Annotated in this window: 21 protein-coding genes; 15 read left to right on the top strand and 6 right to left on the bottom strand. The window is 45.6% G+C overall.

Annotated elements, in window-relative coordinates:
* The first annotated feature begins 55 nt into the window (after window positions 1-55).
* The gene (pheA, locus tag CELL2_RS03935) at window positions 56-1,714 is read left to right on the top strand and encodes a prephenate dehydratase (RefSeq protein ID WP_038033284.1); all 1,659 of its coding nucleotides are present in this window, start codon (window positions 56-58) and stop codon (window positions 1,712-1,714) included.
* 16 nt (window positions 1,715-1,730) lie between these two features.
* Here pheA and CELL2_RS03930 read toward each other — a convergent pair whose 3' ends face one another.
* A complete protein-coding gene (locus CELL2_RS03930; protein WP_004082772.1) occupies window positions 1,731-3,035 on the bottom strand; it encodes an alkaline phosphatase in 1,305 nt (434 codons plus the stop codon).
* Window positions 3,036-3,127: 92 nt separating this feature from the next.
* Complete coding sequence (locus tag CELL2_RS03925) at window positions 3,128-3,577, bottom strand: flavin reductase family protein (protein ID WP_004082774.1); 450 nt, start codon at window positions 3,575-3,577, stop codon at window positions 3,128-3,130.
* A gap of 50 nt (window positions 3,578-3,627) precedes the next feature.
* Here CELL2_RS03925 and CELL2_RS03920 point away from each other — a divergent pair, with 50 nt between their 5' ends.
* Both CELL2_RS03920 and lgt read left to right on the top strand, forming a co-directional pair.
* Window positions 3,628-3,873, top strand: a complete 246-nt coding sequence (locus CELL2_RS03920) for a DUF370 domain-containing protein (protein ID WP_004082776.1) — start codon at window positions 3,628-3,630, stop codon at window positions 3,871-3,873.
* Window positions 3,870-4,751, top strand: a complete 882-nt coding sequence (lgt, locus tag CELL2_RS03915; protein WP_029683250.1) for a prolipoprotein diacylglyceryl transferase — start codon at window positions 3,870-3,872, stop codon at window positions 4,749-4,751. The genes CELL2_RS03920 and lgt overlap by 4 nt, the downstream gene beginning before the upstream one ends.
* On the opposite strand, the gene rdgB is transcribed toward lgt, so the two are convergent.
* Complete coding sequence (gene rdgB, locus CELL2_RS03910; RefSeq protein ID WP_038033286.1) at window positions 4,699-5,289, bottom strand: RdgB/HAM1 family non-canonical purine NTP pyrophosphatase; 591 nt, start codon at window positions 5,287-5,289, stop codon at window positions 4,699-4,701. The two genes, lgt and rdgB, sit on opposite strands and share 53 nt — an antisense overlap.
* Window positions 5,290-5,406: 117 nt before the next feature.
* Here rdgB and CELL2_RS03905 point away from each other — a divergent pair, with 117 nt between their 5' ends.
* The 5 genes from CELL2_RS03905 to CELL2_RS03885 are packed head-to-tail and all read left to right on the top strand — an operon-like array spanning window position 5,407 to window position 10,669.
* Entirely contained in the window at window positions 5,407-5,952 is a 546-nt protein-coding gene (locus CELL2_RS03905) for a bifunctional nuclease family protein (protein WP_004082781.1), read from the top strand.
* Complete coding sequence (locus CELL2_RS03900) at window positions 5,933-6,751, top strand: polyprenyl synthetase family protein (RefSeq protein ID WP_012310757.1); 819 nt, start codon at window positions 5,933-5,935, stop codon at window positions 6,749-6,751. The genes CELL2_RS03905 and CELL2_RS03900 overlap by 20 nt, the downstream gene beginning before the upstream one ends.
* Complete coding sequence (locus CELL2_RS03895) at window positions 6,748-9,063, top strand: alpha/beta fold hydrolase (protein ID WP_038033288.1); 2,316 nt, start codon at window positions 6,748-6,750, stop codon at window positions 9,061-9,063. Before CELL2_RS03900 ends, CELL2_RS03895 begins: the two co-directional genes overlap by 4 nt.
* Window positions 9,042-9,878, top strand: a complete 837-nt coding sequence (locus CELL2_RS03890) for a tol-pal system YbgF family protein (protein WP_038033289.1) — start codon at window positions 9,042-9,044, stop codon at window positions 9,876-9,878. Before CELL2_RS03895 ends, CELL2_RS03890 begins: the two co-directional genes overlap by 22 nt.
* 2 nt (window positions 9,879-9,880) lie before the next feature.
* Window positions 9,881-10,669 carry a DUF368 domain-containing protein gene (locus CELL2_RS03885; RefSeq protein ID WP_012310754.1) on the top strand — a complete coding sequence of 263 codons (789 nt, stop codon included), beginning with the start codon at window positions 9,881-9,883 and terminating at the stop codon, window positions 10,667-10,669.
* Here the strand turns inward: CELL2_RS03885 and ruvA are convergent.
* The 3 genes from ruvA to CELL2_RS03870 are packed head-to-tail and all read right to left on the bottom strand — an operon-like array spanning window position 10,646 to window position 13,685.
* A complete protein-coding gene (gene ruvA, locus CELL2_RS03880; protein WP_012310753.1) occupies window positions 10,646-11,212 on the bottom strand; it encodes a Holliday junction branch migration protein RuvA in 567 nt (188 codons plus the stop codon). The two genes, CELL2_RS03885 and ruvA, sit on opposite strands and share 24 nt — an antisense overlap.
* Complete coding sequence (locus tag CELL2_RS03875; RefSeq protein ID WP_128080920.1) at window positions 11,209-12,501, bottom strand: folylpolyglutamate synthase/dihydrofolate synthase family protein; 1,293 nt, start codon at window positions 12,499-12,501, stop codon at window positions 11,209-11,211. Before CELL2_RS03875 ends, ruvA begins: the two co-directional genes overlap by 4 nt.
* 11 nt (window positions 12,502-12,512) lie before the next feature.
* On the bottom strand, window positions 12,513-13,685 hold the full coding sequence (locus CELL2_RS03870; protein ID WP_012310751.1) for a phosphopentomutase: 1,173 nt from the start codon (window positions 13,683-13,685) through the stop codon (window positions 12,513-12,515).
* A 91-nt stretch (window positions 13,686-13,776) separates the two neighbouring features.
* Between CELL2_RS03870 and leuS the strand changes: the two genes are divergently transcribed.
* Genes leuS through CELL2_RS09775 form a run of 7 tightly spaced genes read left to right on the top strand, consistent with a single transcriptional unit; the run spans window position 13,777 to window position 22,077 of the window.
* Window positions 13,777-16,251, top strand: coding sequence for a leucine--tRNA ligase (gene leuS, locus CELL2_RS03865; protein WP_038033291.1), 2,475 nt, complete (start codon window positions 13,777-13,779; stop codon window positions 16,249-16,251).
* Between the two features lie 9 nt (window positions 16,252-16,260).
* Window positions 16,261-16,887, top strand: a complete 627-nt coding sequence (locus CELL2_RS03860) for a redox-sensing transcriptional repressor Rex (protein WP_012310749.1) — start codon at window positions 16,261-16,263, stop codon at window positions 16,885-16,887.
* 1 nt (window position 16,888) lies between these two features.
* Window positions 16,889-17,110: a DUF4911 domain-containing protein gene (locus CELL2_RS03855; protein ID WP_004082801.1), complete on the top strand. Its 222-nt coding sequence runs from the start codon at window positions 16,889-16,891 to the stop codon at window positions 17,108-17,110.
* Window positions 17,107-17,562 (top strand): YqeG family HAD IIIA-type phosphatase, encoded by a 456-nt coding sequence (locus CELL2_RS03850; protein WP_038033292.1) that lies wholly within the window; start codon window positions 17,107-17,109, stop codon window positions 17,560-17,562. Before CELL2_RS03855 ends, CELL2_RS03850 begins: the two co-directional genes overlap by 4 nt.
* Window positions 17,559-18,773 (top strand): adenosylhomocysteinase, encoded by a 1,215-nt coding sequence (locus CELL2_RS03845; RefSeq protein ID WP_038033293.1) that lies wholly within the window; start codon window positions 17,559-17,561, stop codon window positions 18,771-18,773. The genes CELL2_RS03850 and CELL2_RS03845 overlap by 4 nt, the downstream gene beginning before the upstream one ends.
* Complete coding sequence (gene rgy / locus CELL2_RS03840; protein ID WP_256380512.1) at window positions 18,770-21,796, top strand: reverse gyrase; 3,027 nt, start codon at window positions 18,770-18,772, stop codon at window positions 21,794-21,796. Before CELL2_RS03845 ends, rgy begins: the two co-directional genes overlap by 4 nt.
* Window positions 21,793-22,077, top strand: a complete 285-nt coding sequence (locus CELL2_RS09775; protein ID WP_256380508.1) for a DNA topoisomerase — start codon at window positions 21,793-21,795, stop codon at window positions 22,075-22,077. The genes rgy and CELL2_RS09775 overlap by 4 nt, the downstream gene beginning before the upstream one ends.
* The last annotated feature ends 3 nt before the right edge of the window (window positions 22,078-22,080 follow it).

The raw sequence follows: 22,080 nt of genomic DNA, 5'->3' as shown, positions 1-22,080 counted from the left end.
AAATTCCGTGTTGTAGAATATTTTGAGAGATCAGAGTTCAAGGAGGTAGGATAATTTGAAAGTTTATGTTTCCGGGAAAGGAACTCTTATGGACGCTTTGAGAAAGGAACTGGAAGATTCAGAGTGGCAGCTTTCCGAATCGATTGAAGACGCGGATCTCATCGTCTCGAGTGAGATTCTCGAGATATTATCTTCGAATCAGAGAATCGTTGATCTCTATCCCATCAAGGAAAAATCAATTCCGTTTTATAAGGAAAAATCGATTCGCTTTGCAAGCATCTTTCCGGTCTTTCACGGAGAATTCGCTTACTCTGAGTTTTATGTTGTTGAGAAGGTCTCCGATGAAGCAATCGAGAACTTTCTTGATTTTCTGAGAAAATTGGGTGTTGTGTTAAAGGACGTGTTATGGGATGATTATGTGAAACTTCTGGACAGGTCGTGTGCTGTTTTCTACCTTGGTTCAGCGTTTCGGGATCCCTTTTTGATCGATCACGTTTCTCATCTTCTTTCTTGGGAGGAAGAGAAGGAATCGTTTCTGAGACGGGGGAAAGAAGTCATTGCAAACCTCAGCGAAGGAAGCACTCCTGAAGAGACACCCAACATCGTCTCAAAAGTCCTCGCTGCTTTGAGAGATCCTTCCGATATCACTGAGATGAGGCACAAAATCAGGTTGATAGATTTCATACTGCTCAGGTTTATCGAAGAGAGAATGAAAGTGGCAAGAGATGTCGCAAAGGAAAAGAAAAAGACAGACTCTCCCATCGATATAAGGGATATAGAAGAACAGAAGATAAAGGAGATTCTGGACAGGACAGATCTCAATCCTGTTAGAATGAGACGCATATTCGAGGAAATAATGAAGCTTGCCAAAGAAGAGGAGTACAGATTACTTGGAATTTCCAAGACGGTGGCCGTGCTGGGGCCCATGGGAAGTTTCAGTGATGAGATGGCCATGAAACTGATAGGTTCAAGAATACCCCTGAAGTACTGTTCCACAACTGACGAGATCATAGAAATGGTGGAAAAAGGTGAGGTAGATTATGGAATCGTGCCTATTGAGAATTCCACCTATGGAACGGTCATCCCTGTACTGGACGCCTTGCTCAACCACGAAGTGGAGGTGTTTGGTGAGGCAAAGCTCGAGATACACCACTGTCTCGTGGCAAAGAAAAAACCGGATCTGAAGGAGATAAAAAGGATCTACTCTCATCCCCAGGCCATATCTCAGTCTCTTGGATTCATCAACACGTACCTTTCGCACGCTGAGATTCGGTACACTTCTTCGACGAGCGACGCTGTAAACCTCCTGGATGACGAATCCGCTGCCATCATGTCAGAGAGTGCCGCAAAGATGTATGGGTTACTCATACTGAGGAGGAGCATTCAGGACTTGAAAGAAAAGAATATAACGAGGTTCTACATCATAAGAAGGAAAACAGGAAAGATGGAAGGAAAATACACCTCCCTTTTCTTTGGAGTTCAGGACAGACCGGGCTCTTTGAAGGCAGTTCTGGATATCTTCGCAAGCAGAGGAATAAACCTCAGAAAGCTGGAGTCAAGGCCCGCAAGGACGTTCTTGGGAGATTACGTGTTCTTTGTGGAAGTTGAGGCACCTTTGAAAGAAGAGGATATTAGGGACCTGGAAAGGGTCACGGCGTTTTACAAGATCATAGGTGTGTTTGATGAGGTAGAAGAGCTCGATGTGTTCAAATGAGGGGGCAGATCGCCCCTCATTTCGTTACGGGTTCTTTCAGAAGTGGATACTGAAGAGAGTACCCTGTGAGTTTCATTATGATCCTTGGAATCTCGGTGTTGTCGAGAAATCCGGTGAAGTTTTCGGCACCCGGACCAAAAGCGAAGATGGGAACGGGAGTTCCTGAATGTGTTGTGGTGGTCCACCCAACGCTAACCTTTTCTCCCAGGATCCTTCCAAGTTCGATCTTTGGATTTTTGGACATGGAAATCCTGTTCAGATCCTCATCAGAAAGAGTCAAACCGAAATACTCTTCGATGGCCTTTTTGAATTTCTCCCGATCTTTTGGCGAGTAATTTGCCATGATCCAGTCCGTTGTTTTTTTGAAGTTTCTGATTTTGTCCACATCTACTCTGTAGTCGCCCGAAGAAAGCCCTAATCCACCCGTTTCGTGGTCGGCAGTTACGATGACGAGGGTGTCTCCCCTCTTGAGGGCGAAATCGAGCGCCACCTGAACGGCTTTGTCGAATTCCACGACTTCTTTCCAGACCCCGTAGATGTCGTTATCGTGGGCTTCCCAGTCTATCTGGGAGCCTTCCACCATGAGGAAGAAGGGTTCATCATCTTTCGACAGTATCTCGAGCGCTTTTTCCACCATTTCATAGAGCATCGGCTGCTCCTTTCTGCTACTTGCAGGATCCAGGTGACTTGGTGCAAAGAGAGCGAGTATTTTATCTGAATCCGCGGAGATTTTTGAGAGTTCCTCTCTGGTTTTCACGTATATATACCCTTTTTCTTTTGCAAGTTCAATCAAGTTGAGGTTGTCATCTCGTTTTCCACCGAGATCCTTGGGAAGAAAGTTTGCCCAACCTCCCCCCATCACCACATCGACTGTTTCATTCTCAACGAGTTGTCTTGCTATTTCGTTCTCTTCATCTCTACTTTTAACGTGTGCGTAGAAAGCAGCCGGCGTCGCATGTGTTACTCTGCAGGTAACAACGATACCCGTTCGAACTCCGTAGGTCTTTGCCACTTCGAAGATAGTGGGTACCACCGTTCCATCGGGGAGAATGTTGATCATACCGTTGTTCGTTTTGAACCCCGATGCCAGCGCTGTGCCCGCTGCTGCGGAATCAGTCACCCAGCTGTTTGCGGAGTGTGTCTTCACAAGTCCGATGTAAGGAGTCTTCATGAACGAGAGGGGTCTTCCTTCGAGCATGCTGGTGAGATAGACTTGAGAAAGACCCATACCGTCTCCAATGAGGTAGATAACGTTCTTCACCTGAGAAAAAGCGAGCGCGACCAGCAGGGAAATCAGTATCAGTGTAAAAAGCCTTTTCATCCTCGATCACCTCCCGCCTCCAGTGTACGGGGACTTTTTTCGAGCTGTTTTAAGAAACGTGAAAAAATAAAGGCAGGGGCGAGCCCTGCCTTTCACAACAGTTCGTGTTCTCCGAATATGAGAGGAGGCTCATCTTTCAGTACTTTCTGCCTTCGCACAGTTCCGATGTAGACGATGTGATCCCCCGCTTCAAACTGTCCAGTCTTGTCGCACTCAATGTAAGCGATTGTTCCTTCTGGAATGGGAAGGTTCCCTTCGCTCATCGTGTAGGGATATTTTTTGAATTTGTCTGTGTTTCTGCCAGAAACAGTTCCGAAGTATTCAGCTATTTCTTTTGCGTCTTTTCCGAGAATGCACACAGCAAAGGAATCTGTCCTGTCCATGAGTTCTCTTGTGTATCTGGTTTTTCCTATCGAAACGGCCACCATGGGAGGTTGCCAGGAAACTCTCGTCACCCACGCTACAGTGATCCCGTTGAGTTTCCCTTCCACGTTCACGGTTACTATAGCGGTCGAGGTGTAAAGTTTTCCCAGAGCATCCATTATTTCACCCCCCTAAAAAATGGTATCATACTCACTGTGGGGGTGGAAAAGTGAGTTTTGTTTCCTTTGGAAGAAAGGTGTTTCTTCCAAGAGAAAGAGTGATAGCCGTTATGCCTATCAGTACTTCTGTGGAAAAGAGGCTCAAGAACGTGGATTTTTACGCGAACAAAATAATAAACGCGACGTTTGGAAAACAAGCAAGAACCGCGGTAGTTATGGATAGTGGACATGTTGTACTCATTCCTACCAGATACAAAATAGCACTGAGGGTTATCTGGGGGCGGAGAAGAAAATGAAAAAAATCCTCGCCTTTCTCTCAATTGCTGCTGGATCGACGCTTTTCTTCGTTTTTCTGTTTATTTTTCTATCAAAGGTTTTCAGCGGAGAAATTCTGCTCAGCAGGTACATATTTCGAATCGGAGGCTTTGAACTCAGATGGTATTCCACTTTGATCCTCACGGGCTTTTTGATCAGCTACTTTGTGGCAAGAAAGAGAGCGAAGAATGAAGGCATAAACTTGGAAGAATTCGATGAGCTCATTTTCTACGGAGTGATAGCCGGTATTGTTGGAGCGCGCCTTTATTATGTCTTGTTCAATTTGAAGTATTACAGAAGTTTGTGGGATGCTTTGAAGATCTGGGAAGGAGGACTTGCCATACATGGAGCTGTGATTGGTGCTCTTCTCACAGGCTTCTTGTATGTTCGATTGAAAAAGCCTTCCTTCACTTTTTTGCAGGCAACAGACTTGTTCACCTCCGTATTGCCGCTGGGGCAGGCGATAGGAAGATGGGGAAACTTCTTCAACTACGAGGCATTCGGTGTTCCCACGAACCTTCCGTGGAAAATGTTTGTGCCAGAGCCCTACAGACCCGTTGTGTACAAAGATTATTCCTTTTTTCATCCTACGTTTCTTTATGAGTCCATATGGGATCTGCTGGTGTTTTTCATGTTGAGTGTTTATTTCAAAAGGTACAGGAAAAGGCACGGCGAAGTAACGTGCCTCTATTTTGTCCTCTATTCCCTTGGAAGAATCATAATAGAGAGATTGAGGGTCGATAGCCTCATGATTGGAAACATAAAAGCTGCTCAGCTGCTGAGTGCCGTGCTGATTCTCCTGGGATTCACTGGTTTTCTGATTTTAAGATCTTCTCAAGAACCGAAAAGAGCTTTCTGAAGGCCTTTGATCTGTGACTGATTTTTTCTTTGAGATGAGGAATTTCGCCGAAGGTCTTATCGTATCCATCCGGTATGAAGAACGGATCGTATCCGAAACCGCCTGTCCCTCTTATTTCGTTGGCTATTCGGCCTTCTACTCTGTCTTCAACAGAAATAAGGGTGTTTTCCACAGGATCGAAAAAGGTAGCACTGCACACGAAAGCAGCTCTTCTATCTTTTCCTTCAAGCATCTTCAGTATGGTTCTCATCTTCTCTTTGTAGGAATGTTCCTCCATGAACCGGGCAGACATGACACCGGGGAATCCTCCCAGGGAATAGATGACCAGTCCGGAATCGTCCGCCATCACAGGATGTTTGAGTTTTTTCCCGTAGACCACGGCCTTTTTCACGGAGTTTTCCAGAAACGTTTCACCGTCCTCGACTACTTCGATTTTTTCGGGAGAGGGCAGAATCTCCATCCATTCTGGAGCGATCATCTTTATTTCTTCAACTTTGTGCGGATTCGTCGTTGCAAGGTAGACGGTCAGTTTTTTCATGTTCTCTTCCCCCTTTCAAATAGGATTCTACAGGAACTGGTTGGTTCCTTTTTCGTATTGAAATTTAGTTGTAAAATAAAGTCTGGTGCGGAGTGTTTCAGAAAGGAGGGAACTGTCTTGAGGAAGGCATGGGTGAAGACTCTGGCGCTCGATAGAGTGAGTAACACGCCAGTAGTTATTCTCGGCATTGAAGGTACAAATAGAGTGCTTCCCATCTGGATAGGAGCGTGTGAAGGGCATGCTCTGGCCCTCGCGATGGAGAAGATGGAGTTTCCGCGTCCTCTGACTCACGATCTCCTTTTGAGTGTTCTTGAATCTCTCGAAGCACGCGTGGATAAGGTGATCATTCACTCTTTGAAGGATAACACCTTCTACGCAACCCTCGTGATAAGAGATCTCACGTACACGGACGAGGAAGATGAAGAGGCTGCTTTGATAGATATCGATTCCAGACCTTCCGATGCGATCATACTCGCTGTGAAGACCGGGGCACCCATTTTCGTATCGGACAATCTGGTGGAGAAACACTCTATCGAGTTGGAAGTAAACGAAACACAGGACGAGGAAGAGGAATTCAAGAAGTTCGTTGAAAATCTGAACATAGATACGTTCAAACAGATGATAGAAAAGAAGAGGGAAGAAGATGAAGAAGGAGAAAGTTGAAGAAAGAATACGCGAGATTTTGAGGCCTGGATGGGATCTTCTCACAGAAGAAGCCATGCTGTACTCCGCGACGGTTGGAGGAAAGAGGATCCGTCCTCTCCTCGTCTTGACACTGGGTGAGGATTTGGGAGTGGAAGAGGAAAAACTTCTCGATGTGGCGGTGGCCGTTGAACTCTTTCACACGGCTTCTCTGATACACGATGATCTTCCCCCAATAGATAACGCGGATTTTCGAAGAGGGAAGCCTTCTTGTCACAGGACCTATGGTGAAGATATCGCCCTTCTTGCGGGAGATGGTCTGTTCTTCCTCGCTTTTTCTCAGATATCTAAAATCGGAAATTCAAAGATTTTTGAAGAGTTTTCGGAAACGGCCTACAAACTTCTTTTGGGGGAAGCGATGGATGTGGAATTCGAAAGAAGAAAGATGGAAATCTCGCAGGAGATGGTGGAGAGAATGTACGCTTTCAAAACGGGAGCGCTATTTGCTTTCTGTTTCTCAGCTCCATTTATCCTGAAAGGAAAGGATCACACCAAGATGAAACTCCTCGGAGAGAAGTTCGGGGTGGCTTTCCAGATATACGACGATCTGAAAGACATTCTTGGGTCTTTCGAAAAGGTGGGAAAGGACCTCGGAAAAGACACAGAAAAAGTGACGCTTGTGAAAAAGGTGGGGATTCAGAAAGCTCGTGAGATGGCCGATAAGTATTATGAAGAAGTTTTGAAAGGTATCGAATCAGAAGGTCTCTTTCGCACGCTGTTTCTTCTGAAAGAACTCAAACAGATGGTGGAGGAGAGATGAGTTTTTTAAAAAAACTCCTAGAAATTGTTTTGAAAAGGAAGATTCTGTTTTTTACCCTGGTGTTTATAAGCATAACGGTGTTTTTCCTTCTGATCTTTTTTCAAAAAGAAGGCTCCTTGAAGATTGGAAAAGAAGGAGCGGAATCTGGTTTTATCAATTTGAGGGTGGAGATACCACCTGGAGCTTTTGGAAAACAAAAGGTTTTGAAAATCACGAGGCTTTCCGATGAAGAAAGAAAGCTTTATCCGGATGTGTTCGTGGGAGATCTTTACAGGGTGGAATTTGCGGACGGCGTAGATGAGTTTGCTCTGAAACCGATACGTCTCAAATACTATTTCGACGCCAAATACCTCAGAGGGGAGAATTACAACAATCTCACCTTTGCGTACGCGACAGAGGATGGTGGATACCGTATCATTCCCGGATCGATGATAGGAAAGGACGAAAGAGGATATTATGTGGAGGCCTTCACGTACCATCTTTCCGTTTTTGGAGTGGTTTTGAGATCGGCCGGTTTTCAAAAACATGGGATAAGGCTTCTGAGGGAAGCTGTGAACAGCTCCGGGCCAGCTGTTCTTCTGGTACCTGGAGAAGATCCTACCTTTGAAGGTGTCGTTAAGGACAACAACATATGGGAGACGATTTTCCCCGACAGAACGATCATGACGTACGAATACGCCCTTTATGAACCGCGTTCCCTGGCTTACAGTGAGATGTACAGAAGCTTCATAGAAAAAGAAGGAAGAAGAAGCTTCATTGACTTCGAATCGGATTTTCTCTCCCAAGAGATCTTGAAATATTCACAGTACGAGTTCGACATCCTTGCACATGGAACGGGTGGACTGATCGTCTTGAGGATGCTGCAACGTCATCCTGAGGTGAACAACGTCAGAAAAGTCGTTCTTCTTTCAACGCCGGTTCAGGGTACCAACGTGGTGAATCCCCTCTACTTCTCTTCTATCTTCTACGGCAAAGACCCAGAGGTGTTGGAAGACATATTCGGAATAGAGTGGACGAAGCTGAAGATGTTGACATTGCACATCAGAAATCTCATAGACACCCTGGGTGAGGTGGTGCAGGAAATCCTTCCGGATTCTCAACTTGTGAAAGAACTCAGGGAATTTGCAAGAAACGATGTGGAAATAGTATCCATCTGTGGAGACACACCGCCTTACGGAGTTGATGTGTCCGGAACGGAACTTGAGAGGTTCTATCCGGAGTTCGTGAAAGGAAAAGGAGATGGTTTCGTTTCCATTCAGTCCTGTCGGGTGGGTAAAGTTGAGCAGTTGAGCGGGAATTTTTACGATCTCTATTCCCGTGAGGAGAACGTAGCCTACATAAGAAAACTTTTGAAGTACGAGGTTCAGGTTTTTTCCGGTTTCAGGAGCGATGATTACGAGGAATACCTTCCATCGAAAAACCCGGAGCTCTCTGAGGAAAGTGTTCAAAAGGTTGTTGAAGCTAAAGAGACGAAAGGTACTGAACTTTCTGTGCTGCCAGTTAAGATTCTCTTTGAAAACTTTTTAGAACGGATCAGGTCTCTGGAGCTTTCTTCCTATTTGTCTGGAGCCCTGGTGGGTAAGGAAGTCTACATCGCTACCGAGTCGGGAGTTTTTGCCTGGGACAAGAAAGTTTTCGACAAGAAAATAGAGTTTTTTAAAAAGGTAGAAGATTACGCGTCGTTCGTAGATGAAGGCGACATTTTCATAGTGGACAACATAGGAATAAAGAAATACGCACCCTTTCCTCTTGTCGGTGATATCAGTGATGCTCTGATAACAAGGAATGCGATTATCTATGCCAGAGTGGTTCCGGGTGGTGTGAGGTACTATCTTTTCAGGAATGGAGCGGAAAAACTTCTCGCTACCTCTCCCGGTACAACGGTTCGAATGAAATCAGAGAATGGAAACTACCTTCTCATAACGGATGGAGAGGTTGTTGCAATAGGTTCGGATTTCAAGGAGAAAGGAAGAGTGTTAAGTTCTCTGTTCGGAGAGAAGGTGAAAATAGTAGATGCTTCTTTCAAAGACGATGCGTTCTATATTTTGCTCAACGATGGATCTATCGCCTTCGTTTCCAGCAGCAGATCGGAAACAAAAAATTACGGTCTCACTGTTCCAAAAAAGGTCCTGAACTTTCAGGGCAGGATACTGGTTGTTTACGATGGCGTCATTCTGGATCTTTCTGCTGGAAAAGCTCAGCGGTTCGACAGGGGAATTATCGATGTGTTCTTGGGGAACGAGGGTCTTTTCATTGTGTTCGATGAGAAGGTGAGAGTATCGGTAGAAGAGTGGCGGTTGTCAAAGGATTGATTTTGATTTTCATCTTGCTTTCTCTTGTTTCTGTTGCCAATGATCTCTATTCCAATGCTTTGAGTGCATACCTCGAAGGTGACTACAGAAGGGCACTCGAACTTTTTGAGAATGCGCTTCGAGAGGATCCAACCATTGAAGAAAGAGATTCCCTTGTGAAACTGAAAATGGGAATCTGTGCCTACGCAATAGGTGACTACGAGAAAGCCCGTGCTTACCTTTCAAATTTTCCGGATAACGTAGTGGCACAAGAAATTCTGAAAAGATTGAGTGTCCCGGAAGAGGTCTGGAAAAAATATATAGAAACCGGGAAGGCAGGTTCTGAATCAAAAAAGGTTGAAGCTACAAAGAGTATCCCTTTCTGGCTGCCGATGGTTGTTTCTGCTGCCACCTTCTTATCAGTTTTCTTTCTTCAAAGGTTCTTGATGAAACGCCTGGCGATGCGCTCTGAGAAGAAATCCAGTGTTGCTAAAGAGACTCCAGAAGTTGTTGAGGAACTGCCAGAGGGTACCGTCGAAGGGATTCCGGAGGAGAAACCAAGTGAAGCCTTTGCGGAAAAACTCGATTTTCTGGAAGAACTCCTCGGTAAAGTTCAGGAATCTAATCGTGAAGAATATGTAGATGTCGATGAGGTGAAAAACAGAGCCAGAGAAATTCTCGAAAATTCAGAGGAGATACCAGATGATCTCACGGCAGAAGAAGTGAACCTTGATGTGGAAGAAGTCATCAAAGAGTTGGAAGAGAAAGAAGCGTACGATGAAGAGGATGCAAGGAAGCTAGTTCTTGTGGCCAAGAATAAACTCAGGGAGGAATGAAGGTGTGGTTCTTCTTTTCAGGTGTTCTTATGGGAATAGCGAACGTGGTACCGGGTGTCAGCGGTGGTACAATCGCCGTTCTCATGGGTATCTATGAGAAACTGATAGAATCGGTGAATTCTTTTTTTCATGGAAATTCGAAATCTCTGAAGGTGCTGATACCTGTGGGAACAGGTGTTTTGGTGGGAGTATTTGGTATAGCGCGCTTCTTAGAAATCTCCCTTTCGAAGTATCCGATTCCAACACATTTCTTTTTTTTGGGACTCGTCATCGTTAGCTTTGTGAAAACAAAGGAGTATTTCTCGATCAAACCTGTGAACATATTCTTCGTCTTGCTTGGAATGTTTTTGATTTTTATGTTGCATTTTTCAGGTGGAACAACTGCAAAAGAAAACATGTTCCTTCTCGTCTTGGCGGGTTTCGTAGCGGCGATGGCCATGGTAGTGCCCGGTATCAGTGGTTCGCTGATCCTTCTGATTTTCGGTGTTTACGATCACGTTCTTTATCTGGTTTCGCACCTGATAATTGGTGAGCTTCTGATATTCTCCATCGGAGTTGTCGCCGGAATTCTTGTCTCCGTAAAGATCATGAACTTTCTTTTGAAAAGATTCCGGGAGGAAACTTACAGTTTCATCGGTGGGATGATTCTCGCGTCTCTCTACGAGGTCCTTCCGAAAAAGATGAATACAAACGTCGTTCTGCCATCTATCTTGAGTCTTGTACTCTCACTAACTCTTGGATTCTTTCTGCTTTACATTGAAAAGAAACTATCTGTGACTCAGAAACTTTAAAGCTTCTTTTATCAACTCGGATGTTTTCATTCCCTCTCTGTACACGTGTTTCACCGCTTCTCTTGCCTGTTTCTCCGGGTATCCCAGTGATATCAGGGCCTCTAAGGATTCATGATAGATCCTCATGTCTTTTATTCCAGCACTTTCGAATTCATCTTTCAGTTCCATCACGATCCGTTCCGCTGTTTTCTTACTGATGCCGGGAAGTTTTGAAAGGCCTTCCACGTCCTGAGAGGCGATCATTGCTACCAGTGTTTCCGCATCTTCGTTCGAGATGATCTTCAAGGCCGTTTTTGGCCCAAGCCTGGAAACCTTTGTGAGAGAAAGGAAGAGTTCCTTCTTCATCTCGTTTGAAAACCCGTAGAGGGTGATGCCATCCTGTGAAACGCTCAAAAACGTGTGGAGAAAACATTCCCCGCCTTCTTCCACTTCCTCACTGGTTTGAACATCGCAGACGATTTCAAAAACGACTCCAGATTTTGTTTCCACGAGGAGAACGTTTCCACTCTTTTTCAAAACCCTTCCAGAGATTCCCGCTATCATAGTTTCCACTCCTCATTTATCTTTCCGGTTGTCAGGAACTCCCTTACGTATCCCACCAGAAACAGTGATCCTGTAACAACTGTGTCTCCCTCACTGGATTCGATCGCTTCCAGGGGATCTTCTATGACTTCCACGTTTTTGAAGAATTTCTTTGCCGTGTCAACAAGGCCGTTCATGTCTTTCATACGAGGTGAAGGAACACAGGTGACTATGACCCTTTCGAAGATTCCGGTGTACTTTCGAAGAATGTCCTCCCGGTTCTTGTCGTCCAGAATGCCTATTACCAGGTTCAAGGGTTTGTCGTTGAAGTACAATTTCAAGCTTCTGACAAGGCTTTCCGCTCCGTGAGGGTTGTGCGCTCCATCGAGGATGTACGTCTTCCCGTTTTTCTCTAAGATTTCAAATCTTCCCAGATTCTTCGCATTTTTCAAGCCTTCGCGTATTGCTTTCTCGCTCAATGGAAGTCCTGTTGCTTCAAGAGTCTTCAGGGCAACACCGGCGTTTTCTATCTGGTGAGGACCGTTCATTGTCAGGACGAGATCTTCGAAGGTGTTTTCCCCACAGTAATCGAATCTGTTTTCGTGAAGTTTCAGAGATTTAACTCTGACGGAAAAATCTTTGTCAATGACGTACACCCTTGAATTCTTCTTTCGGGCAACATCTTCCATCACTTTGAGGGCTTCTCTTTTTCTTTCCCCTGTCACAAGGGGAACTCCTTCTTTTATTATTCCGGATTTTTCCCACGCGATCTGTTCTATGGTGTATCCCAGCGTTTTTTCGTGATCTCTGTCCACCGTGACGATGGTGGAACAAAGAGGGAACACCACGTTCGTTGCGTCCAGCCTGCCTCCAAGACCAACTTCCAGGACGGCGATGTCAACGTTTTTTTCCGCAAAGTAGAGGAAAGCCATCGCCGTTACAACTTCAAAAAAGCTTGGGGAGAATATTTCTTCTTTGTCGAGCTCGTTCAGAATCGGCTCCATTTTTTCGTAGATCTTCACCACGTCCTCTTCGGATATGTACTCTTCGTTTAACCTTATCCTTTCTCTGAACGTGCTCAGATGAGGGGAGTAATAGGATCCCACTCTGTACCCTTGAGATATCAAGATATGACTTATCATGTTCGTTACGGAACCTTTCCCATTCGTGCCACCTACGTGTATGCTTTTGTATTTCAGATGGGGATTTCCCAGTTTTGAAAGTAGCATTGAGATCCTCTCAAGACCTGGTTTCACCTTTCCCATAGGTCTTTTGTGGTAGAGATACCTGAGAACTTCGAGGTATGCCATGGTCTCATCTTTCACTCCCATATGAGGTTTTTGAAGGAGGTTCCGTTTTCAAGAGGGGGAACTCCGAAGATATCGGCGATGGTTTGGCCCAGGTCGGCAAAGGTTTCCCTGATGCCAACGTAAACGTCTTTTTTCAGTCTTCCTCCGTATCCAAGGAGGGGGACCATTTCCCGGGAATGGTCCGTTGAGGGAGTCGTGGGATCACATCCGTGATCTGCCGTGATGAAAAGAACGTCGTCCTCGTTCAGATTATGCATGATCTCAGGTAATCTTGCGTCGAACTCCTCGAGGGCTTTGGCGTAAGAAACGGGGTCGTTTCTGTGGCCGTATTTGGTGTCAAAATCCACAAGATTTGTGAAGATCAGACAGTCATGATTTTTCTCCTTCATGAGTGAGATCGTTTTGTCTATTCCATCGTTGTTGTCCTTTGTCTTGTAATTTTCCGTCACGCCTCTTCCAGCGAATATATCTGCGATCTTGCCAACACCGTAAACGGGTATTCCATTCTCTGTGAGGACATCGAGAAGTGTTTTACCTTCCGGTTCGAGCGAGAAGTCTTTCCTTTCGGGTGTTCGAACGTAGTTGGGCCACTCTCCTGTGAAGGGTCTTGCGATAACCCTGGCAACTTTGTATCCCATTTCGTTCAGAAGTTCCCTGGCGATTTTGCAGTACCTGTAAAGTTCCTCCAGGGGAACGATTTCTTTCTTTGCCGCTATTTGAAACACACTGTCCGCTGATGTGTACACGATCAGAGCACCGGTCTTCTCGTGGATCGGACCAAGTTCTTTTATGATTTCCGTACCGGATGCAGGTTTGTTACCTATGACTTTCCTCCCCGTTCTTCTCTCGAACTCTTTTATCAGTTCCTTGGGAAAACCATTTGGAAACAGGTCAAACGGCTTCTTGAGGATGACTCCCGCTATTTCCCAGTGTCCGGTCGTCGTGTCTTTACCGGGGCTTTTTTCCATCATTTTCCCGTAGATGCCTTCTGCGGGTTTCACAGGCTCAACACCTGGTATGTCGTCGAGGTTGCCGAGACCCAGTTTTGCCATATTTGGAAGGTGCAACCCACCCACCGCTTTTGCGGTGTTCACAATGGTGTTGCTCCCTTCATCGCCGTACAGATGAGCGTCGGGCATCTCACCTATTCCCACACTGTCCAGAACTATCAGTACCACCCTCATACTTCCAGCTCCTTTCCGAAAAATTCTATCACAAATGGCTGAAAAATCTGATATTATTAACTTTGAGAAGGAAATATCAGGAGGTGTAGACATGAAGGAATACAGACCACAGGAAATAGAGAAAAAATGGCAGGAAGTATGGGAAGAAAAGAAGGTTTTTTATACACCTCAGAGGTCTGAGAAACCCAAGTATTACGCTCTCGTGATGTTTCCGTATCCCTCTGGAACCCTCCACGTAGGGCACGTGAAAAACTACGTCATAGGTGACATAGTCGCAAGATACAAGAGGATGAGAGGATACAACGTCCTCCACCCGTTTGGATACGACGCATTCGGACTTCCCGCCGAGAACGCCGCGATCGAAAAGGGAATTCATCCTGAAGAGTGGACAAGGAAGAACATCAACACTATTCGAGGACAGGTGAAAAAACTCGGTATAAGCTACGACTGGAGCAGAGAAATCGCGACCTGCGACGAGGAGTACTACAAATGGACCCAGTGGATATTTCTCCAGCTCTACAAGAATGGTTTGGCCTACAAGAAGAAGGCAGCTGTCAACTGGTGCCCCAAGTGTAAAACTGTTCTTGCGAACGAGCAGGTGAAAGACGGAAAATGTGAAAGGTGTGGGACGAGCGTCACCATAAGGCACCTCGAACAGTGGTTTTTCAAGATCACGGATTACGCGGAAAGGCTGCTGAACGACCTGGACAAGCTCACAGGATGGCCGGAGCACGTCAAGACCATGCAGAGAAACTGGATAGGAAAGAGCACCGGTGCGGAAATAGATTTTCCTGTCGAAGGATCGGATACAAAGATCAGGGTCTTCACAACCAGGCCCGACACACTCTGGGGTGTCACTTTCATGGCTCTTGCACCGGAGTCTCCCCTTGTTGAAGAGCTCGTTCCTGAGGAGAAGAAAGAAGAGCTTCAGGAGTTTCTTGAACGTGTAAAGCAACAGGACAGATTCAGAAGAACCTCTGTCGAGGCCGAAAAAGAAGGGTTCTTCCTGGGAAGGTACGCCATAAACCCCGTGACCGGCGAGAGGATACCGATCTACGTGGCAAACTACATCCTCATGGAGTATGGAACGGGTGCCATCATGGGAGTTCCTGCCCACGATCAGAGGGACTTCTCCTTCGCTAAAAAATACGGAATTCCGATAAAGGTTGTGATTAAACCAGCAGACAGAGATCTCGATCCGGAGAAGATGGAAGAAGCCTACGAAGGCGAGGGTATCATGGTGAACTCCGGACCGTTCGATGGAACACCGAGCAGCGAAGGAATAGAAAAAGTCATAAATTGGCTCGAGGAAAAAGGCATTGGAAAGAGGTCGGTCCAGTACAAGTTGAGAGACTGGCTCATATCGAGGCAGAGATACTGGGGCGCTCCAATCCCCATCATCTACTGTGAAAAATGTGGTATTGTACCCGTCCCAGAGGAGGACCTTCCAGTGAGACTTCCAAAAGACGTGGAATTTCTTCCAACGGGTCAATCTCCTCTTTCTTTCCACGAAGGTTTCAAGAGGACAAAGTGTCCCATCTGTGGTGGAGAAGCCCAGAGAGAAACGGACACCATGGACACTTTCGTTGATTCTTCCTGGTACTTCCTCAGATACGTGAATCCTCACCTGGAGGACAAACCGTTCGAGCCCGATGATGTGAACTACTGGTTACCGGTGGATCAGTACATCGGAGGGGTGGAACACGCCGTACTGCATTTGCTGTACTCCAGATTCGTAACCAAGGTACTGCACGATCTGGGTTATCTCAATTTCGACGAACCCTTCACCAACCTCTTCACACAGGGAATGATTTACAAAGACGGTGCCAAGATGTCCAAGTCGAAGGGGAACGTGGTGTCCCCGGATGAGATGATAGAGAAATACGGGGCGGATACCTTGAGAATGTACATACTCTTCATGGCACCTCCAGAGAAAGACGCCGAATGGAGTGACGCCGGTATCGAAGGTGTTCACAGGTTCATCAAAAGGCTCTGGAACACTTTCTACACGGTTCTTCCGTTTGTGAAAGAAGAAAACACGGAGAATCTTGTGTTGAAAAACTCCACAGAAAAGGAACTCAGAAGAAAGCTTCACAGTATTATCAAGAAGATAACGGAGGATATAGAGGGTGGATTCAAGTTCAACACCGCTATAAGTGGTCTGATGGAACTCGTGAACCACCTGAGCCAGTACTTGAACAGTGTACCGCAGGAGGAATGGAACAGGAAACTCCTGCGAGAGATAGTAGAAAAACTCACACTCGCTCTTTCACCTTTCGCACCGCACCTTGCAGAGGAGTTCTGGCACGATCTCGGAAACGATAGTCTTGTTGTCCAGCAGGCCTGGCCTTCCTACGATCCAAAAGCGCTCGAAGTGGAGGAAGTCGAAATCGCCATCCAGATAAATGGAAAGGTGAGAGACAAAGTGGTTGTGCCTGTGGATATCTCTGAAGAGGCTCTGAAGAGGATCGTCCTCGAAAGAGAAAGAGTCAAGGAATACGTCGATGGCAAACCGATAAAGAAGTTCCTATATGTAAGGGGAAGGATAGTAAATATCGTGGTATGAGGTGATAGAATGGCGGAAAAGATACCGAAGCCTGTTTCAAAAAGGTTGGTAAGTTACTACATGTGCCTTGAAAGGCTCCTCGATGAGGGTGTAGAGGTGGTATCCTCGGAAGAGCTCGCAAGAAGGCTCGATCTCAAAGCGAGTCAGATAAGAAAGGATCTGTCATATTTTGGAGAGTTTGGAAAGCGCGGGGTTGGCTACAACGTGGAACATCTTTACGATGCGATTGGTGAGATTCTCGGTGTCAAAAAGGAGTGGAAGCTGGTCGTTGTGGGAGCTGGAAACATAGGAAGAGCAGTTGCGAACTACACAGTGATGAAGGAAAAGGGTTTCAGGATAATAGGAATTTTTGATAGTGATCCGTCAAAGATAGGAAAAGAAGTGGCACCTGGCCTCGCTGTGAGTGATGTGAGTGAACTCGAAAAATTTGTTGAAGAACACGGTGTCGAAATAGGAGTGATAGCCGTTCCCGCTGAACACGCTCAGGAGATAGCTGAAAGATTGGAAAAAGCAGGCATCAAGGGGATTCTGAATTTCGCCCCCGTGAAGATAAAGGTATCTGTCCCGGTAGAGAACATAGACATAACCGCTTCTTTGAGAGTCCTTACCTTCGAAATTGTGAGGAGGAATTCTTGATATGGAATACGATGTTTACGTGAGGGTTTCAAAAGAGGATGTTCACCTTCTGAACTACCTTCTTGAGGTGGAAGAGCATATGTTCAACATCAGAAAATACGAAGATGGAGTTTTGAAAATTATCACTCCTTTTCCTGAGGAGGCCATAAAGCTCCTTGAAGGATGTAAAGAGATGGTGGATCTTGAAATCCTCGAGGTAAAGGAGAATCCCGGTGAGGCATGAAAATCGAAAGAGTTGAAAAGGTCGAAGACATAGACTTCGAAGGTCTCTTGAAAGAAGGCTACACCTGTTTCTTTTTTGACTTCGATAACACTCTTGTTCCGTGGAAAGAGAGCAAACTTGAAGAGGATAAGAGAAGGTTGTTGATCGAACTGGCAAAAAGAGCTCGTGTGATTGTTGTTTCTAATGGAAAACCAAGAAAGGTCGATCTTCCAGTCACGTTCATCTGGAGGGCGGGGAAGCCTTTCAGTCTGAAACTCTGGAGATTCTTGAAAAAGGAGAGAATCGATCCAGAGCGCTGCGTGATGATAGGAGATCAGATTTTTACAGATGTGCTCACTGGTAAGATTTTCGGATTTCGTGTGATAAAAGTAGAACCGATCAGTGCGAAAGAATTTTTTGGTACGAAGATTCTGAGGTTCTTCGAGAAAATAGTGGAGGGAAAAGTGCGATGAACACAGGTGAAATGAAGATAAACTGGGTTTCCAGATACATGCCCCTTCTGAACAAAATCGCCGAGGAGTATTCGAGCGAAAAGCCGCTATCTGGTTTCACCGTTGGAATGAGCATACACCTTGAAGCAAAGACGGCCTATCTCGCGATTACTCTGTCAAAGCTTGGAGCAAAAGTGGTGATCACAGGAAGCAACCCACTTTCAACGCAAGATGATGTAGCGGAAGCGCTCAGATCAAAGGGAATAACCGTTTATGCGAGAAGAACACACGACGAGAACATTTATCGAGAAAATCTCATGAAAGTTCTCGACGAAAGACCGGACTTCATAATAGACGACGGAGGAGATCTCACGGTGATTTCTCACACCGAAAAAGAAGAGGTTCTCGAAAATCTCAAAGGGGTATCCGAAGAAACCACGACGGGTGTTAGACGTTTAAAGGCATTGGAAGAGACAGGAAAACTGAAAGTACCCGTTATCGCTGTGAATGATTCCAAGATGAAGTATCTCTTCGATAACAGATACGGGACGGGTCAGTCCACATGGGATGCCATCATGAGAAACACGAACCTTCTCGTTGCTGGAAAAAACGTTGTGGTGGCGGGATACGGCTGGTGCGGACGAGGGATCGCTCTCCGTGCAGCGGGACTAGGAGCCAGGGTGATCGTAACGGAGGTCGATCCTGTAAAAGCCGTCGAAGCGATCATGGATGGGTTCACAGTTATGCCTATGAAAGAGGCCGTGAAGATTGCTGACTTTGTGATAACGGCTACTGGAAACACCGATGTTCTCTCAAAGGAAGATATCCTTTCACTCAAAGACGGAGTGGTTCTGGCAAACGCGGGGCATTTCAATGTGGAGATCCCGGTGAGGGTACTGGAAGAAATTGCGGTTGAAAAGTTCGAAGCGCGGCCGAATGTGACAGGATACACTCTGGAGAACGGTAAAACAGTCTTTCTGCTTGCGGAGGGAAGGCTGGTCAATCTGGCAGCGGGGGATGGCCACCCAGTAGAAATAATGGATCTGTCCTTTGCACTTCAGATCTTCGCCGTGCTTTATCTTCTTGAAAATCACGGCAAGATGTCACCGAAGGTGTACACGCTTCCGGATGAAATAGACGAAAGAGTGGCCAGGATGAAACTGGATTCTCTGGGAGTAAAGATAGATGAGCTGACAGAGAAACAGAGGAGGTATCTGAGAAGTTGGCAGTGAATTCCAAATACCATCATTCCTGTATCAACTGTGGGGGATTGAACACCGATGAAAGAAACGAAAGGGGACTTCCTTGTGAAGTTTGTCTTCTCGAGGAGTCCCCTTCTGATATTTATAGGGCTCTTCTTGAAAGAAAGACTCTGAAAGAGTATCGTTTCTATCACGATTTCTGGAACGAGTACGAAGATTTCAGGAGTTTCTTCAAGAAAAAATTCAGGAAGGATTTGACGGGTTATCAAAGGTTGTGGGCAAAGAGGATCGTTCAGGGAAAGAGTTTCACAATGGTTGCACCAACCGGTGTGGGGAAAACAACTTTTGGGATGATGACGGCCCTGTGGCTGGCAAGGAAAGGGAAAAAATCCGCTCTCGTTTTCCCGACTGTCGCTCTGGTGAAACAAACTCTCGAAAGGCTTCAAAAGTTTTCCGATGGAAAGGTGAAAATCCTCGGTTTTTATTCCTCGATGAAAAAAGAAGAGAAAGAAAAGTTCGAGAAAAGCTTTGAGGAAGACGATTACCATATCCTGGTTTTCTCCACTCAGTTCGTTTCGAAAAACAGAGAAAAGCTTTCCCAAAAAAGATTTGACTTTGTTTTCGTGGACGATGTGGATGCTGTTCTCAAGGCCTCCCGGAACATAGACACGTTGCTCATGATGGTCGGAATACCGGAAGAGATCATAAGAAAGGCTTTCTCGACTATAAAGCAGGGAAAGATTTACGAAAGGCCCAAAAGCTTGAAGCCAGGTATTCTTGTGGTTTCTTCTGCCACCGCCAAACCGCGTGGTATAAGGCCCCTTCTCTTCAGAGATCTCCTCAATTTCACCGTCGGAAGGCTGGTTTCAGTGGCAAGAAACATCACCCATGTCAGGATCTCCTCCAGATCGAAAGAAAAACTGATAGAGCTGCTGGAGATTTTCAGAGATGGGATATTGATCTTCGCACAAACTGAAGAAGAGGGTAAAGAGCTTTATGAATACCTGAAAAGATTTAAATTCAATGTGGGAGAGACCTGGTCTGAATTTGAGAAGAATTTCGAAGATTTCAAAGTGGGAAAGATCAACATTCTGATAGGTGTTCAGGCGTACTACGGAAAACTGACGAGAGGTGTCGATCTTCCCGAAAGAATAAAATACGTGATCTTCTGGGGAACTCCTTCCATGAGATTTTCACTGGAATTTGACAGAGCACCGAGGTTTGTTCTTGCCAGGGTTTTAAAGGAAATGGGTTTGATAAAAGCTCAGGAGAACCCAGATGTCGAGGAGCTCAGAAAGATAGCGAAAGAGCATTTGTCTCAAAAAGAATTCGTTGAGAAAATAAAAGAAATTTTCAGAGGGGTGGTTGTTAAAGATGAAGACCTGGAGCTGATCATCCCAGATGTTTACACCTACATACAAGCGTCTGGGAGATCCTCCCGAATACTGAACGGTGTACTGGTCAAGGGTGTTTCTGTGATCTTCGAAGAAGACGAGGAGATTTTCGAATCGCTGAAAACAAGACTCCTTCTTATCGCAGAAGAAGAAATAATAGAAGAGGCCGAAGCAAACTGGAAAGAATTGGTTCACGAGGTAGAGGAAAGCAGAAAAAGAATTGAAGGGGAACTGACCGACACATCAAAATCTCTCCTGATCATTGTGGAGTCTCCGACCAAAGCAGAGACGCTCTCCAGATTCCTTGGAAGGGCTTCTTCTCGGAAAGAGAGAAACATAATTGTCCATGAAGCGGTGACAGGCGAGGGAGTGATACTCTTCACCGCGACGAGGGGACACGTCTACGATCTTGTTACAAAGGGAGGAATCCACGGAGTAGAGGAAGAAGATGGAAAATTCGTTCCCGTGTACAACTCTCTGAAAAGATGCAGAGATTGTGGATACCAGTTCACGGAGGATAGGGATGAGTGTCCTGTATGTTCTTCGAAAAACATAGATGATAAGACAGAAACGCTCAGAGCCCTAAGAGAGATTTCACTGGAGGCAGACGAAATCCTTGTGGCAACAGACCCAGATGTTGAAGGAGAGAAAATATCCTGGGATGTGACTCAGTATCTTCTTCCAGCCACCAGATCTTTGAGGAGAATAGAAATGCACGAAATCACAAGGTACGGTTTCAAAAAAGCGAGGGAAAGCGTCCGGTTCGTTGATTTCAATCTGGTGAAGGCACAGATCGTGAGGAGAGTGCAGGACAGGTGGATAGGGTTTGAACTCAGTGGAAAACTGCAGAAAAGATTTGGAAGATCGAATCTCTCGGCAGGCCGGGTGCAATCCACCGTTCTGGGATGGATAGTAGAGAGAGAAGAAGAATACAAAAAAAGCGAAAAGGATTTCACTCTCCTTGTTCTGGAAAACGGTGTGAATCTGGAAGTCGAAGGGAAAATCGCAGATGACGTGGTAACCGTTGTGGAACTACAGGAAGTCGAAGAAGAAAGAAATCCGCTACCACCTTACACGACATCTTCGGCATTATCAGAGATTTCACAAAAATTGCGGCTCGGTGTTCAAGAAGTGATGGACATCCTTCAAGATCTTTTTGAAAAAGGTTTCATCACCTATCACAGAACGGATTCAACAAGGATTTCTCTTGAGGGTCAGAACGTCGCGCGAACCTACCTCAGGAAGATAGGAAAAGAGGATATATTCATGGGAAGAAGCTGGTCAACAGAAGGTGCTCATGAGGCGATAAGGCCCGTGAAGCCTATAGATGCCAGGGAACTTGAGGAGATGGTCGAGGAAGGTTTGATAGCCGATCTCACCAAGAAACATTTGAGAGTTTATGAACTCATCTTCAACCGCTTTCTTGCCAGTCAATCCGCGGCTGTGAAGGTGAAAAAACAGATCGTGACAGTCGATGTGGATGGTAAGCGGATTGGAATAGAACAGATAGTCGAGATTTTGAGAGACGGCTGGAATCTCTTCGTGCCGTTAACAGTTTCTCCAAGATTTGAACACAGAAACTACAAGATAAAAGAAAAAAGTTTTACAAAAAACACACCGTTCCTCTCTTTACTCAGGCTTCTATTGTGGAAGAAATGAAGAAAAGAGGTATTGGGAGACCTTCTACTTATGCAAAAATAGTAGAGGTGCTTTTCAGAAGAGGCTATGTGTACGAAGACAAATACAAAAGAGTTCGACCAACCAGACTTGGTGTAATGGTTTATTCCTATCTGAAAGAGCGTTATGAGAAATACGTCACAGAAGAGACCACACGAAGATTAGAGGAGATCATGGATAAGGTGGAAAGGGGAGAGGAAGATTATCAGGCAACTCTGAGGCTTTTATATGAAGAAATAAAATCTCTCATGGAGGAGGGGTAATGT

The organism is Thermotoga sp. Cell2 (genome assembly GCF_000789375.1).
Classification (GTDB): domain Bacteria; phylum Thermotogota; class Thermotogae; order Thermotogales; family Thermotogaceae; genus Thermotoga; species Thermotoga petrophila.
This window is presented reverse-complemented; position numbering and strand designations above follow the sequence as displayed.

What these genes read in the sequence shown, in the direction of transcription:
- CELL2_RS03860 (WP_012310749.1), top strand. Translation starts at nt 16,261, where the DNA reads ATGGCGGAAAAGATACCGAAGCCTGTTTCAAAAAGGTTGGTAAGTTAC.
- rdgB (WP_038033286.1), bottom strand. Translation starts at nt 5,289, where the DNA reads ATGAAAAAACTGACCGTCTACCTTGCAACGACGAATCCGCACAAAGTT.
- CELL2_RS03845 (WP_038033293.1), top strand. Translation starts at nt 17,559, where the DNA reads ATGAACACAGGTGAAATGAAGATAAACTGGGTTTCCAGATACATGCCC.
- CELL2_RS03900 (WP_012310757.1), top strand. Translation starts at nt 5,933, where the DNA reads ATGAAGAAGGAGAAAGTTGAAGAAAGAATACGCGAGATTTTGAGGCCT.
- lgt (WP_029683250.1), top strand. Translation starts at nt 3,870, where the DNA reads ATGAAAAAAATCCTCGCCTTTCTCTCAATTGCTGCTGGATCGACGCTT.
- CELL2_RS09775 (WP_256380508.1), top strand. Translation starts at nt 21,793, where the DNA reads ATGAAGAAAAGAGGTATTGGGAGACCTTCTACTTATGCAAAAATAGTA.
- CELL2_RS03930 (WP_004082772.1), bottom strand. Translation starts at nt 3,035, where the DNA reads ATGAAAAGGCTTTTTACACTGATACTGATTTCCCTGCTGGTCGCGCTC.
- CELL2_RS03895 (WP_038033288.1), top strand. Translation starts at nt 6,748, where the DNA reads ATGAGTTTTTTAAAAAAACTCCTAGAAATTGTTTTGAAAAGGAAGATT.
- CELL2_RS03855 (WP_004082801.1), top strand. Translation starts at nt 16,889, where the DNA reads ATGGAATACGATGTTTACGTGAGGGTTTCAAAAGAGGATGTTCACCTT.
- ruvA (WP_012310753.1), bottom strand. Translation starts at nt 11,212, where the DNA reads ATGATAGCGGGAATCTCTGGAAGGGTTTTGAAAAAGAGTGGAAACGTT.
- CELL2_RS03870 (WP_012310751.1), bottom strand. Translation starts at nt 13,685, where the DNA reads ATGAGGGTGGTACTGATAGTTCTGGACAGTGTGGGAATAGGTGAGATG.
- CELL2_RS03925 (WP_004082774.1), bottom strand. Translation starts at nt 3,577, where the DNA reads ATGGATGCTCTGGGAAAACTTTACACCTCGACCGCTATAGTAACCGTG.
- leuS (WP_038033291.1), top strand. Translation starts at nt 13,777, where the DNA reads ATGAAGGAATACAGACCACAGGAAATAGAGAAAAAATGGCAGGAAGTA.
- CELL2_RS03850 (WP_038033292.1), top strand. Translation starts at nt 17,107, where the DNA reads ATGAAAATCGAAAGAGTTGAAAAGGTCGAAGACATAGACTTCGAAGGT.
- CELL2_RS03875 (WP_128080920.1), bottom strand. Translation starts at nt 12,501, where the DNA reads ATGGCATACCTCGAAGTTCTCAGGTATCTCTACCACAAAAGACCTATG.